At 64.1% G+C, this 12,542-nt stretch carries 11 protein-coding genes and 3 pseudogenes; 4 read left to right on the forward strand and 10 right to left on the reverse strand.

Going from position 1 to position 12,542, the window contains the following annotated elements; all coding sequences use genetic code 11:
* Positions 1 to 118 precede the first annotated feature (118 nt).
* The 9 genes and pseudogenes from VKI00_RS28875 to VKI00_RS28915 form a co-directional block, all read right to left on the reverse strand.
* Positions 119 to 1,582 carry a wax ester/triacylglycerol synthase family O-acyltransferase gene (locus tag VKI00_RS28875; RefSeq protein WP_324444328.1) on the reverse strand — a complete coding sequence of 488 codons (1,464 nt, stop codon included), beginning with the start codon at positions 1,580 to 1,582 and terminating at the stop codon, positions 119 to 121.
* Positions 1,583 to 1,750: 168 nt separating this feature from the next.
* The gene (gene fadD12, locus VKI00_RS28880) at positions 1,751 to 3,388 is read right to left on the reverse strand and encodes an acyl-CoA ligase FadD12 (protein WP_324444345.1); all 1,638 of its coding nucleotides are present in this window, start codon (positions 3,386 to 3,388) and stop codon (positions 1,751 to 1,753) included.
* Positions 3,389 to 3,414: 26 nt separating this feature from the next.
* Positions 3,415 to 4,221 carry a lysophospholipid acyltransferase family protein gene (locus VKI00_RS28885; RefSeq protein ID WP_324444330.1) on the reverse strand — a complete coding sequence of 269 codons (807 nt, stop codon included), beginning with the start codon at positions 4,219 to 4,221 and terminating at the stop codon, positions 3,415 to 3,417.
* A 634-nt stretch (positions 4,222 to 4,855) separates the two neighbouring features.
* Positions 4,856 to 5,023 (reverse strand): annotated as a pseudogene (locus VKI00_RS28890) (GMC oxidoreductase); the annotation flags it as partial.
* Positions 5,024 to 5,045: 22 nt separating this feature from the next.
* Complete coding sequence (locus VKI00_RS28895) at positions 5,046 to 5,825, reverse strand: SDR family oxidoreductase (protein ID WP_324444332.1); 780 nt, start codon at positions 5,823 to 5,825, stop codon at positions 5,046 to 5,048.
* A gap of 40 nt (positions 5,826 to 5,865) precedes the next feature.
* Complete coding sequence (locus tag VKI00_RS28900; RefSeq protein ID WP_324444334.1) at positions 5,866 to 6,261, reverse strand: hypothetical protein; 396 nt, start codon at positions 6,259 to 6,261, stop codon at positions 5,866 to 5,868.
* Positions 6,258 to 6,479: a ferredoxin gene (locus VKI00_RS28905; RefSeq protein ID WP_324444336.1), complete on the reverse strand. Its 222-nt coding sequence runs from the start codon at positions 6,477 to 6,479 to the stop codon at positions 6,258 to 6,260. The genes VKI00_RS28900 and VKI00_RS28905 overlap by 4 nt, the downstream gene beginning before the upstream one ends.
* Positions 6,476 to 7,222, reverse strand: coding sequence for an SDR family NAD(P)-dependent oxidoreductase (locus tag VKI00_RS28910; RefSeq protein WP_324444338.1), 747 nt, complete (start codon positions 7,220 to 7,222; stop codon positions 6,476 to 6,478). Before VKI00_RS28910 ends, VKI00_RS28905 begins: the two co-directional genes overlap by 4 nt.
* A gap of 31 nt (positions 7,223 to 7,253) precedes the next feature.
* The gene (locus VKI00_RS28915; RefSeq protein WP_324444347.1) at positions 7,254 to 8,540 is read right to left on the reverse strand and encodes a cytochrome P450; all 1,287 of its coding nucleotides are present in this window, start codon (positions 8,538 to 8,540) and stop codon (positions 7,254 to 7,256) included.
* A 217-nt stretch (positions 8,541 to 8,757) separates the two neighbouring features.
* Here VKI00_RS28915 and VKI00_RS28920 point away from each other — a divergent pair, with 217 nt between their 5' ends.
* Both VKI00_RS28920 and VKI00_RS28925 read left to right on the forward strand, forming a co-directional pair.
* Positions 8,758 to 9,366 carry a carboxymuconolactone decarboxylase family protein gene (locus VKI00_RS28920; protein WP_324444340.1) on the forward strand — a complete coding sequence of 203 codons (609 nt, stop codon included), beginning with the start codon at positions 8,758 to 8,760 and terminating at the stop codon, positions 9,364 to 9,366.
* A gap of 21 nt (positions 9,367 to 9,387) precedes the next feature.
* A complete protein-coding gene (locus tag VKI00_RS28925) occupies positions 9,388 to 10,047 on the forward strand; it encodes a TetR/AcrR family transcriptional regulator (RefSeq protein ID WP_324444342.1) in 660 nt (219 codons plus the stop codon).
* 117 nt (positions 10,048 to 10,164) lie between these two features.
* On the opposite strand, the gene VKI00_RS28930 is transcribed toward VKI00_RS28925, so the two are convergent.
* Complete coding sequence (locus tag VKI00_RS28930; protein ID WP_324444343.1) at positions 10,165 to 10,938, reverse strand: SDR family NAD(P)-dependent oxidoreductase; 774 nt, start codon at positions 10,936 to 10,938, stop codon at positions 10,165 to 10,167.
* A 173-nt stretch (positions 10,939 to 11,111) separates the two neighbouring features.
* On the opposite strand from VKI00_RS28930, the pseudogene VKI00_RS28935 reads away from it, so the two are divergent.
* A pseudogene (locus VKI00_RS28935) lies at positions 11,112 to 11,993 on the forward strand (serine hydrolase domain-containing protein); the annotation flags it as partial.
* 247 nt (positions 11,994 to 12,240) lie between these two features.
* Positions 12,241 to 12,542 (forward strand): annotated as a pseudogene (locus VKI00_RS28940) (hypothetical protein); the annotation flags it as partial.

The following is a 12,542-nucleotide window of genomic DNA, read 5'->3' on the forward strand; positions in this document are numbered from 1 at the left end:
CACGGCGCGGTGCATGCCCACCTCGGTCGCCCAGCGGCCCAACTCCGCTGCGGTAAGCCACGCGCTCGGCGTGGGGTTCTCGCGCCGAACGCCGTCTTCTCCAACGACCTCAGTCATCTCATACATGATGTTCTCCTCTAGCCGCGCTCGGCGCTACCGAATCGTGCTCCGGCGGGCCGGCGAGGTCACGTGTCGTCGCGTGCAACTCGTCGAACGCTAAATGAATCCGCTCCGTGAACAACTCTGCGTCCGGCAGCGTTCTCCCACACCCGTACACCGCGAAATTGAGCACTTTGTCGTAGCTCCACACGGTGGTGTTGACGCCCGCAGCGTATTTCAAATGGCCGCACGAGATGAAGTTCTCGATGCCCATCCCACCGATGTAGCGCTTCTCCCGCGGGCCCTTGACGTTGGACACCATCACATATCCGCTCAAGCGCGACCTCCGGGCCGCAGTGCGAACCGCCCTGAGCACGGGACGCAACAGGATCGGCGGGACAAGCGCGACCCAATCTTCGAACTGCACATGGCGGGCGGCCACCTGCGATTTCACCGACAAGGACTGCACATGAGCGGCCCGCAGGCGTTCCAGCGGATCCGCCAGGTGCGTCGGTAATTCAAATCGTCGAACCGTGACGGCATTCCCCCACAACCGGGTGTCGCCTTCCCTGCGGTTCTTGGCCGCGGTGTCGGCTATCACTGGACGGTCGGTCAGCATTGCCTCGTGGGCGAGGCACTCGCGAACCGCTCCAGCGACAATCGCGAAGACAACGTCGTTCACCGTCCCGGAAACGGTCTTCGCGATCTCCTTCACTTCGTCAAGGGGTAGCGAAACCCATGCAAAGGACCGGGTAGGCGTCAGCGGTCCGCGCCACGGGATCGTCGGCGCTCCCAACCTGGATGGTTGCCTCTTGAGCGACCCGCTCTTGCGACCTTTCGGGCGTGCCTGCCGCATCGCTCGTGCCATGCGAGGCACCTCTCGTCCAACCTCATGCCATAGGTCGCGCGCGCCGTCCCGCAGCACATCACTGCGGCTTGACGCCGCGGCGGGGTGTGGGACCGGCACAGCAACCGGCGGCGCATTCGGTTCGGGGCGCGACAACACGTCGAGCAACTCTGCGCACGTGCCGCCGTCGGCCATCGCATGATTCAGCTTCAGGACGCCGACCACCTTGGTGCCCTGGAAACCCTCCAGGAACCACAGCTGCCATGGAGGCCGGTCGGGCGGTATTCGTTCGGCGGCAAGTTCGCCGATCATGTGGCACAACTGCGTCTTGGTGCCGGGGTGGGGCAAGCGGACGTGCCGCAGGTGGTTGCGTACGTCGAATTCGGAGTCGACAACCCATACCGGCCGGTTGAGGCCGAGGGGCACCGGCTGCACTCGCCACTTCATCTGAGGAAGCACAGCCACCGCTCGTTGGAGCGCATCACCGATGCGCTCGAACTGGAAATCCTTGCTTGACGCCTCGTCGAACACCGCGATTTTCAATGTGTGCTGAGGTTCGATCCGGTCATCGAGGACAAACATGGTGTCATATCCCGATAGCCTGACCGTATCGTCGGACGACTGACTGATGTCCATCCTTCCGTCCTCTCCGCGGTACCGGCCGATGTGCGGCCTTAACCTGTTGTGCTCTACGCGGACCGAGGGTGCCAGCTCATGGCCTTGTACGTCTGTATAGCACAGGTGTGATCTACCGCACAATGCAGCCGCGTCGGCGGCGAAGTGCCGCGCACGGCCAGGCGGAGATTACGTGTGCTGGTCCGTGCTGACGAGGCGCGCCACTAGGTCCTTGCGGAGGATCTTGCCGGTGGCGCTGCAGGGCAACTCGTCGAGGATCAGGATCTCGCGGGGAACCTTGTAATTGGCCAAATGCTCCCGCACATGCTCTTTGAGCATGTCGGTTGTGGCCGACGCACCGGGTTGGAGGACCACGAAGGCGGCGAGCCGCTGGCCGAACTGCTCGTCATCGACGCCGATAGCGGACGCCTCCGCCACGGCAGGGTGGGCGGCAAGCACTTTTTCCACCTCGATCGGGTAGACGTTCTCTCCCCCGGACACGATCATCTCGTCGTCGCGGCCGACCACAAACAACCTGCCGGTCTCGTCGACATAGCCCAGATCACCGCAGGCCATGAAGCCGTCGTGGACATCCTTGGTTTGTCCGGATGTGTAGGCCTCGAACTGCGTGGTGGTGCGGGCGAAGATCTGGCCGATTTCGCCGCGCGGGACTTCGCGGCGATTCTCGTCGAGGATGCGAATATGCGTGCCGGGCATTAGCTTACCGGCGGTGTCGGGGGCCGTGCGGAGGTCCTCGGGCCCGGCAAGGGCGATCACCCCGACCTCGGTGGCGTTGTAGTTGTTGTAGATGACGTCGCCGAACTGGTCCATGAACCTCACCACAACATCGGGACGCATCCGCGAGCCGGCGGCACTGACGAACCGCAACGAACGCCCGCTGAACCGATTGCGCACCTCGTCGGGCAGTTCCATGATCCGGTCCAGCATCACCGGCGCCACACTCAGGCCGGTGGCGCGGTAACGGTCGACGAGTGCCATCGTGGCCGCAGCATCGAATGTGCGCCGCACCACCAGCGTGCACGACAGCATGGTCCCTAAGATCAGTTGTCCGAACCCCCATGCGTGAAACATCGGCGCGACCACCACCGTGGTCTCCTCGGCGCGCCATGGCAGCCGCAACAACAGCGCCGCTCCCTCGGTGGATCCACCCCCGGCAGAGCGCCGAGCGCCTTTTGGCGTGCCGGTGGTGCCCGAGGTCAGCAGGATCAACTTGCCCTTGCGGCCGGTCTGGGCCGGCCGCTGCCCGGCATGGCGCGCGATCAGCGTCTCCACCGTGGCGACGTCATCCGAGGGCTCGTCTGTCCAGGCGATGATGCGCTCGGTGTCCGGCTTTTCGCTGACCGTCCGATCGACACTGGCGCTGAACTCCTGGTCATAGACGATGACGTCGGGACGTTCCCGCAGCACGACGTCCGCAAGGGCCGGACCGGCAAACGACGTGTTGAGCAGCAGCGCGTCCGCGCCGATCCTCTCGGTGGCGGCGAGCGCATCAACAAACCCGCGGTGGTTGCGGCACATGATGCCTACCATTTGCGGTGTTCCGGCCGGCAACTGCTGCAAGGCGGCCGCGAAGGCGTTGGCGCGTGTGTCAAGTTCGCGATAGCTGAGCACACCGAGCTCGTCGATCAGAGCAGGACGATCGGGACAGCGCCGCGCCGACACGGCAATGCCGACGGTATTTGTGGCCCCTTCACGCAGCCTCGCCGCGGCCATCCGCAAGTACTTGTCGGGGCGCAACCCCACCAGCAGCCGCGCCTTCCTCAGCGCCCGCAGGGATTCCCGAAGTTCCGTAACCCGTTGTGGCAATGAGCGGCCGGACGACGTCACAGCAATCAGCCTAGGACAGGGAACCGGCGTTCGCGGGCCAGCCGGTCGAGGGCGGATTGCATCAACGAGCGGACGCGGGCGTCGACCTCGTCTACGTCGGGATCCCTTCCGAACTCAGCGACGACGTCGATCGGCTCCAACACCTGTGTGACGATCTTGGCCGGCAGGGGCAGGTTCGGCGGATAAAACACGCTCAACCCGAACGGAAAACCGATGCTGATCGGCAGAATGTCGACGCGAAAGCGCTTGAGACCCAGTCGCTTCGCCAGCCAATTACCCCGGGTCAGGAACAGTTGGGTTTCCTGGCCCCCGATCGACACCGCGGGCACAATGGGCACGCCGGCTTCAATGGCCGTCCTGATGTAGCCTGTTCGCCCGTTGAAGTCGATGGCGTTTTGGCCCAAGGTCGGCCGGTACGCGTCATAGTCGCCGCCGGGAAACACCAGCACGATTCCACCCGAGCGCAACGCCTTCGCCGCGTTTTCCCGGGTCGCGTGGATGATGCCGGCGCGGGGCAACCACCCTTCGAACGGTCCGACGAACACCTGGTTGTGGGCCAAGGTATACAGCGGCCGATCATATCCGAAGTTGTCATAGAACGCGGCGCCGAGGACTACCGCATCAACCGTCATCATGCCTCCGGAGTGGTTGGACACCATCAACGCACCACTCTCGGGCGGGAGTGATTCCATGCCTCGCACCTCTGCGCGGAACCACCGCTTGACGATGGGCCGCAGCACATTCATTTGCTGCTCGGTGAAGGCCTGATCCCACTGGCTGAGCTCTGGGCTGTCAGAATCGTTTGCGCTCAAAGCTTCTAGATGTCCTTGTCGTGTCGTGATGATCGACGAACACGTGGATCTACGCGTCTGCCGCTTCACGTACGTCGTTGAATGTGCCGTCGTCGGCGAGCGCGGCAATGTTGACCTGGTCGACGTAGCTCCAGACGATGATGTTTTGCGAGACCCATGCGCTATACGATCGTACAATAACAGTGGTACGTCTGTATAGCACAGTTCTTCGTCATGGGCAAGCGAGGAGCAGGCCGGCAATAGTTGTCGGCGCTTCGAATCGCGTGTCGAGTAAGCCGCCACCGGCGGCCCCCCGAGCACTCAATGGCGGCATGAGTAACCGCTGGCCCGCCCGACGAGACTCCTTGACCGCTGAGTCGACATGGTGCTATACAAACGTACAGTTCGAGGATTGGCCCGGGTCTGTCATGGAAAGTCCTTCCCGCTAATTGTTGGTGATGGATTCCATCGGTCACAACTTCCACGGAATCTGGCGCCACCCGCGCGCACGGAACCGGGAGTTCAAGACCCTGGACCTGTGGGTGGACTTGGCTAAGAAGGCTGAGCGGGCCAAGGTCGACGCGTTCTTCTTCACCGATGTCTTGGGCGGCTCGTCCAATAGCCAACGAGGCGATACTCGGCGAGGCATAACGGGGCTGTCGAACAGCTTCCCGGAACCCTTGGGAATCCTGAACAGTGTGTTGCGGTCGCCACCTCCCGCCTCGAGCAGCAGCACGCTCACGCCCGGATCGGCAGACAATCGGTTGGCGAGCACACAGCCGACGGACCCGGCTCCGGCGATGATGTAGTCAGAGCTCACCATTCAGTGTGCCCGTGCCCGCGGATTATGCGCTGATCCACACTCCGCCGTCGGCGTGCAGATTCTGGCCGGTCATCCAGTGGCTGTCGTCGGAGGCGAGGAACACGAAGATTGGAGAGACGTCGTCGTACGGATCCCCGATCCGCTTGAACGGGTTGTCCTTGAATGCGGCCCGCGCCCATTCCTGAACCTCGGGGCTGCGCTTGTGCAGTTGACTGTCGACGTTGTCGGTCCATCCGCCGGGACTGACGGTGTTGACCCGGATGTTGTATTCGCCCCACTCGCGCGCGACCACCCGAGACAGTCCGCGAATCGCTTCCTTGGCGGGCGCATAGCCGGCGTGGAATGTCGTGCCTTCGATGCCGCCCTTGGAGGAGGTGTTGATGATGGATGCGCCGGCACCGGGCTTGTCCCTCAGATGGGGAAAGCACAACTTCATCATGTGCCAGGTGGCGTATAGCGAGGTCTGCAACTCGATGTCGAGATCCTCCACGCTGAAGTCCAGGAAGCGGCGGAGATCGGTGATCCTGTGGGCGTTGTTGAGCAGAACGTCTATCGTGCCGAACCGTTCGACCGTCTTCTCGACGAAACGGACCAGTTCGTCGTAGCGCCCGACGTCGCAGCGCAGCGCCACGACCTCCGCGCCGTTCTCCTCGCAGAGTCGCTTCGTCTCCGCCAGCTTCTCTTCCTGGACGTCACAAATGGCCAGATTGGCCCCTTCGTGGGCGAAGCGGAGGGCGTGCTGCTTGCCCAGTCCGCTCGCGCAGCCAGTGATCACGGCGACCTTGCCGTCCAATTTGCCCATCAGTGCGCTCTCTTCTTCGAATGGTGTGGGCGGCCGTTCCCTATCCGGTGGGCGGCGGCTGCTGGAGGAACACGTCGAGGTGGCAGATCTTTCCGTCCTCGTCGAACTCGAAGACGTTCATGGAGTTCACGACGAGCTTGGTGTCACCGATTTGGTGGCGTTCTTCGACCTCGAAGTAGACGCGTTGCGGCAACTCGGCGATGCGCCGCACGGTGGTGTCGAAGGCTTGGGTGGCCTGCGCCCACCCGTTCACCATCTCGGTGTACTGCGCGAAATTTTGTACGTCGAGGAATGGACCGATTCGTTCGAACCCGTCGACTGCGATGAATTCGCCCAGTGGCGTCCAATCTTCGGGCGACTTCGCGGTGGGCACCAGCCGCTTCACGGTGTCCTGGTACTCGATGACCTTCTTCGTCAACGGCCCGTACTCGTTCATTGCTCGCTCTCTTCCTGGTGGGTAAGCGTGATGGCTTGGCGGGGACACGCCGCGACGGCGGCACGCATGTCACCCCAGTGCTGTTCGTCGGGGTGGGCGTCGGTGACGGTCACGACGTCCTCGTCGCCGAGGTCGAATACATCGGGCGACAGCTCGGCGCAAATGCCGTGCCCTTCGCACAGCCGCGGGTTCAGGTGGACGGTGACGCGTTCGGTCACATGTAGATCCCGCCGTTGACGTTGATCTGTTGCCCTGTGATGTAGCCGGCGTCCTCGGAACACAGGAACTCGCACGCGGCGGCGACATCCTCAGCGGTACCGACTCGTTTGAGCGGCAGCATCGCCCCGATGTCGTCCAGGCTGGCGGGCAGCGTGCCGTCCGCTTCGGCGGCGCGGGCCATTGGGGTGTCGACGAGTGCTGGCGGGATGGTATTAACCGTGATCCCGTTGCCGGCGAACTCGGCCGCCAATGCCCTGGTCAGTGCGATAACGCCACCCTTGGAGGCCACGTAGTCGGCTTGTCCGGGTGCCGCTGCTTGTCCGGCGGCCGAGGAGATGGTGACGACCCGGCCCCAGCCGGCTTCGATCATGTCAGGGACGGCTGCCTGCACGCAATTGAAGGTCCCGGTCAGATTGATAGATAGCGTGCGGTTCCACTGTTCGATGCTGAGTTCGGTGAACGCCGCGTAGGAGGTGATGCCTGCACTGGTGACGGCGATGTGGATCGGGCCGAGTTCCTTGCGGGCCGAGGCGATCGCCTCCTGCACGCCCGACCGGTCGGTGACGTCGACCTCGTATCCCCGTGCGTCGAACCCCTCGTCCTGCAGTGCCGAGAGCTGCTGCTTGAGGATGTCACCCCGCAGATCGAGGATGGCGACCTTGTCGCCCCGCCGAGCCAAACGTCGGCTGATGGCGGCACCGATACCGGACGCTCCGCCAGTGACCACGGCGACTCTGCTCATGGATCCTGCTCTCTCTCTGTCGAGTGTCGTGTCAGTCAACCGGGGTGAGCACCAGGTGCAGGTTGCTCAGCCCGCGGACGATGAAGGTGGGGTCGTAGTCGAAGCGGCGCTGACCTTCAGGTCCATGGTCGGCTTCGGAGAGCGAGATGTCGCTGGTGCGGTCCAGGAAGCATTCCAGTGTGACGCGCCCCTCGGCGCGGGCCAGCGGGCCGCCCGGGCAGGAGTGGGCGCCGCGGCCGAAGGCGATGTGTTCGCGCACATTGTGGCGCCCGAGCAGACACTCGGTGGGCCGCTCGAAGCGGCTGTCGTCACGGTTGGCGGCCCCCGGGTGGATCATCACCGTGGTTCCGGCCGCGATGTCGACCCCGCCCAGGGTGGTCGCGACGCGGGCCATCCGGAAATCGCTCATCGTGGGGCTCTCCAGCCGCAGCACTTCTTCGATGAACTCGGGAATGAGCTTGCGGTCGGCTCGTAGCCGTTGTTGAATCTCCTTGTTCTCCGCGATGACTCGAAGTGCGGCGGCGAGCATCCGGGCCGAGGTGTCCTGGCCCGCACCGAAAATGAACGTCGCCGTACGCACGATGGCATCGACTTCTGGCAGCGAGCCGTCTTCATAGGTGGCGCTGGCCAACTGGGTCAGGATGTCGTCGCGTGGGTTCGCACGCCGGTCCTCGACGTAGTCCCCGAACTTCTGAAAAAGAAACTCCAGCGGGTTGACGGGAAGTGTCTCCTCTTGCCCGACGACGCTGATCGTGCTGCCCACCAAGACCTGCTGGACCTCCGGGCGATCCTCCTCAGGTACACCGAGCAGGTCGGCGATCGCCCACGTGGTGAACGGCTTGCCGTACTCGCTCACGACTTCGCACCGGCCGGTGCCCATGAAAGCGTCCATGCAGCGGTCAGCGATCCCGGCCAGCGCCGCCTCATTTTCCTTGAGCCGGCGCGGGGTGAGCAGTTTGCGCAGCAGGTTGCGTTGGGCTTCGTGGTGCTCCCCGTCCATGGTCACCATGAACTCGCTGAACGGCCATTGGTCGCGCGAGCTGTCGATGACCTCGGTGATGTCGGTGACTTCGGGTGACGGAGTGACGACGGGCGGAAAGGGTCCGCCCACCGAGTTGCACGACGAGTAGGTGGCCGCGTCACGGTAGACCTCGACCGCCTCGTCGTAACCAGTGACCGCGACCACCCCCCTGTGGGCCACGGGATGCACCGGGCATCGGGATCGCAGCGTGTCGAAGTATCGGTACGGATCGGTGACGAGCGCCCTGTCGGTGAAGAAGTCGGCGGCGTCCACGTCTACCCGGTCCGCGTCCGCCACCGCCGACGTTCGATTTCCAACAGGCTGTTCCTCGCTCGCCACCAAGGCTCCTTCCCACTCCACAGGGGGCTACCGGCCCCGCTTGTACACTTGTATAGTCCATACGAGTGTAAAAGCGCAAGGCTTCCACCGGACCGGCCGAAATTCCGCCTGTGCAAGCTCATTTCAACTACAACGGGTGGCACACCCCACCGCGTGGCACGAGAGGACGTACGTGATGGCTCGGATGGATCCGCTACCGGTGAAGAGCTGGCCCCCGGAGATGCGCGATGCGCTGGCCGCCATGCCACCGCCGGGGGCGCGTTACACCCTTACCAGCGAGGGTCGCCCCAGCGGATTCAACGTCCTCGGCGCGATGGCGCATCACCCACGTTTGGCAAAGGCGTTCTTCACCCTGAACGCCCATCTGCTGTTGACCACCAGCCTGACCGAACGTCAACGGGAACTCGTCATCATGCGCGTGGCGGCGTTGAGGCAGTGCACCTACGAGTGGGCGCAGCACCTGTTCATGGCCCGCGATGCGGGCATGTCCGACATCGAGATCTCCTGGATCGCTTGGGGTCCGGACGCGCCGACGTGGAGCGCGGGCGACGCCTGCCTACTGCGCGCCGTCGACGAACTCGTACTCGACGGGGTCATGGGGGATTCGACCTGGAAGGAACTCGCCGAGCACCTCAACGGTCAGGAGATTCTGGACGTCATCTTCACGGCCGGGTCTTACGCGATGTTGGCTTCGATGCTGGACAGCCTCGGCATCGCACTCGATGATGACCTGCGAAGCGGCGTCGCCGCGTTGACCGACCCGTCCACGACGACCGACGTTTGAAGGCGGCCCTGGCACTCGGAGGTGGGAAAGACGGCAGCCAATCGCCGGCTGGGCGCGGAGGCGACCCGAAAGCAGCTGCTCGACGCCGTCGAGCGGGTGTTCTTCAAGGACGGCCACGCCAAGGTGAGTTACCGGGTAGCGGCCGCAGGCGCCGGTGTGACTCCCGGCCTCGTTCAGTACTACTTTCCGACGATCGACGCCTTGTTCGCGGCCATGATCCGGCGTCTGATCGATCGAGACATCGCTCGTTGGAACGACGGACTGAAGAGCCGTTCTGACGAACCGCTGCGGGTGCTCTGGGAGTACAGCTGGAGTGAAGCCGCAGGAGCCTTCGGCACCGAGATGATGGCGCTCGGCGCGCGCCGACCCTCACTCCTACCCCTCATCTCGGACGGGACCGAGCACATTCGGAAGGTCCAACTCCAGGCGCTCGAACAGAAGTACCGCAGTTTCAGCTTCCTCGATGAAGTCTTTCCACCAGACGCGATGGTGCTCCTGGTGACCAGCATCCCCAAGGTACTTTCGCTGGAGCAAGGTGTGCAGGTGACGATGGCGCACCGCTCACTCATCAAGGCCTTCGAGCGCTATCTCGACACCGTCGAGCCCAAGACCCGGTCTCGGGCGGCCGGCTCGTCGGCACGCAGGGGCCCCAACCGCCGCTCGCCCCGACCGCGAGAATGACGACCACGAAGCCCGCAGCGGCCCGCCGACTCTCGGCCCGCTACCCGGGTGCTGAAGACCAATGCGCTGCTTTCCTCCTACTCCCTCGGCAAGGCGCGTTTCTCTCAGGCGCGTCTCTTACCGCGGTCCGTAGGCGGCGCCGCCGTCGATGAAGAAGGGGTGTCCAGTCAGGTAACGCGAGGCGTCACTGGCCAGGAACACGATCACGGGTCCGAGATCGTCATCCGCGTCGCCGACATAGCCAATCGGGAACGCGGACTCGATAGTTTGACGATTCTCCGGGCTGATCGCCATCCACTCCTTCATTGGGTCGGTGACCACTGCTGGGTAGATCACGTTCACCGTGATGCCCAATCTGCTCCAGTCCGTCGCGGCCGCGTAGGTGAGCGACGCGATTGCGCCCTTGGCCATGGCGTAGTGGCCCAGGTTTGGCACTCCGCCCCTCGCGGCGCCGGAGGCGGTGTTGATGATCCGGCCCCAGGTCTGCTTCTTCATGTGAGGAAAGCAGGCCTGCATGAAACGCAGGCTTGCCACCGGACCCGAATACAGGGACGTCGCCACGACATCGTCGGTGAGCTCCTCCCAGGGAATCGGGTCCAGGCCACCCTGCGCATTGTTGACCAAAATGTCTACCGTGCCGTACTTCTCGACGGTCTGGTTGACGACGTCTTCGATCTGAGACTTCTCCCGAACGTCGCATTGCAGCGCCAGGCACTCCCCGCCAGATGCCGCGATCTCGTCCTGGACGCTCATCAGATCCTCGTAAACCAAATCGCAGGCAACCACCTTCGCGCCGGCGGCGGCCAGAGCCGTCGCCTCTGCCTTGCCAATGCCCCGTCGGGCACCGCTCACGATGGCGACCTTGCCGTCCAGTAGGCCTCGCTGTCCCATGTCGTTCTCCTTCGATAAAGGTCTTATCGCACCGTCGGCTCCGGTGGGTCCACTAGGCCGGTACTTCCCGACGCGTCGCTGTACGATCGTACAGCGTTGTGATCTAGTCTCGTGCCAATACAGCCGAAGGAGTTTCGTTGACCATTCGTGCCGAACCGACCAACCAGAAGGTCATGAACGTGAGCCACCAGGGTGAGCACCTGCTGCCGACGGGCGTCCGCGAAGCATTCGATCCACACTTCACCGCCGCAGTGCGGGCCTTCGCCAAGCTATTCCAGGGACCCCGTTACGGTGGCGGAGCATTGTCGGTCTACCTGCACGGCCGTCGTGTCGTCGACGTGTGGACCGGCTGGGCCGACCGGCACGGCACACGGCTCTGGACCGCCGATACGGGCGCCTTGGCGTTCTCGTCGACGAAGGGGTTGACCTCGGCCGTCATTCACCGGCTCGTAGATCGAGGACTGCTGTCCTACGACGTACCGGTCACCCAGTTCTGGCCAGAGTTCGGCGCCAACGGCAAGGCCAAGCTCACCGTGCGTGACATCATGGCGCATCGCGCGGGCTTGTCGCGCCTGACGGGCGTCACCACGACGGAACTGCTTGACACGCGTCGCATGGAAGAGCGCCTTGCCGCCGCCCCAGCGGACGGCCTCGTCGGAAGATCGGCCTATCACGCCCTGACCTACGGATGGCTGTTGTCCGGTTTGGCCCGGTCGGTCACCGGTAAGGGAATGCGCGAACTATTCCGTACCGAACTCGCCGAGCCGCTCGACACCGACGGCTTACATCTGGGCCGCCCCGCACTGAGAGCTCCGACCACGGCGGCGCAAACGCTGTTGCCTCAAAGCGCCACGGTCAGTGCGGCATTCGACGTCCTCGCACCAAGGCTGTCCGCCCTTCCCCTGTCGGGCATGTTGGGCGCCCTGCACGCGCCCGGCGTGCTCGGGCTGCTGCAGGGGGACATGGGCTTCCTCGATGCCGAAATACCCTCAGCCAACGCCGTGGTGACCGCACGGGCCCTGGCGAAGACCTACGGTGCAATTGCCAACGGTGGTCTGGGGCCGCAGCACCCACGCCCCAACCAGCCCTCCTGATACGTGCCGCCATCGGCCTACCGCTGCCTTAGGCCGTGCACGCGTGCCCTCTGCGCATGGACCCCCATCGGTTCACGTCACGCCGATCGCGGCCCCAACTCATCGACACGTAGGCCGTCCTAACTCAACCCTTCCGCCGAACATCACACCTCTTGCACTTAGGTCTCGGAATAGCAACATTTCGTCAGGACGATTTAAGATGGGCGGTATGGATGCTAAAGGCGCGGGGCCTGCGTGCCCCCGTTGCGGCCTGCCGATTGACGCGCCCCTTCCCGGCGACGAACCGCGCCGAGGTCGGCGCAGGATCTGGTGCTCGACTGCCTGCCGGCGGGCGGCGCACGCCGAGCGCGCTGCCGCCGAACGTGCCGGCACCGCGGTTCGCGTCATCGAGGTTCCGCGGTACTCCCCCGCGGTTGTTCGGCCGGTGATTGTCCCCCGCCCTCCGACGATTGAAGACCTCGAAATACACGTACTCAACGACCCCGACCACTGCGCCTGGGTCCTTGCTCA

The sequence above is a fragment of the Mycobacterium sp. genome (assembly GCF_035314665.1).
Classification (GTDB): Bacteria; Actinomycetota; Actinomycetes; order Mycobacteriales; family Mycobacteriaceae; genus Mycobacterium.

Bases quoted from the DNA above. Each gene is read 5' to 3' on its own strand.
- VKI00_RS28875 (WP_324444328.1), bottom strand. From the start codon at position 1,582: ATGGACATCAGTCAGTCGTCCGACGATACGGTCAGGCTATCGGGATAT.
- VKI00_RS28895 (WP_324444332.1), bottom strand. From the start codon at position 5,825: ATGGGCAAATTGGACGGCAAGGTCGCCGTGATCACTGGCTGCGCGAGC.
- VKI00_RS28900 (WP_324444334.1), bottom strand. From the start codon at position 6,261: ATGAACGAGTACGGGCCGTTGACGAAGAAGGTCATCGAGTACCAGGAC.
- VKI00_RS28910 (WP_324444338.1), bottom strand. From the start codon at position 7,222: ATGAGCAGAGTCGCCGTGGTCACTGGCGGAGCGTCCGGTATCGGTGCC.
- VKI00_RS28920 (WP_324444340.1), top strand. From the start codon at position 8,758: ATGGCTCGGATGGATCCGCTACCGGTGAAGAGCTGGCCCCCGGAGATG.
- VKI00_RS28930 (WP_324444343.1), bottom strand. From the start codon at position 10,938: ATGGGACAGCGAGGCCTACTGGACGGCAAGGTCGCCATCGTGAGCGGT.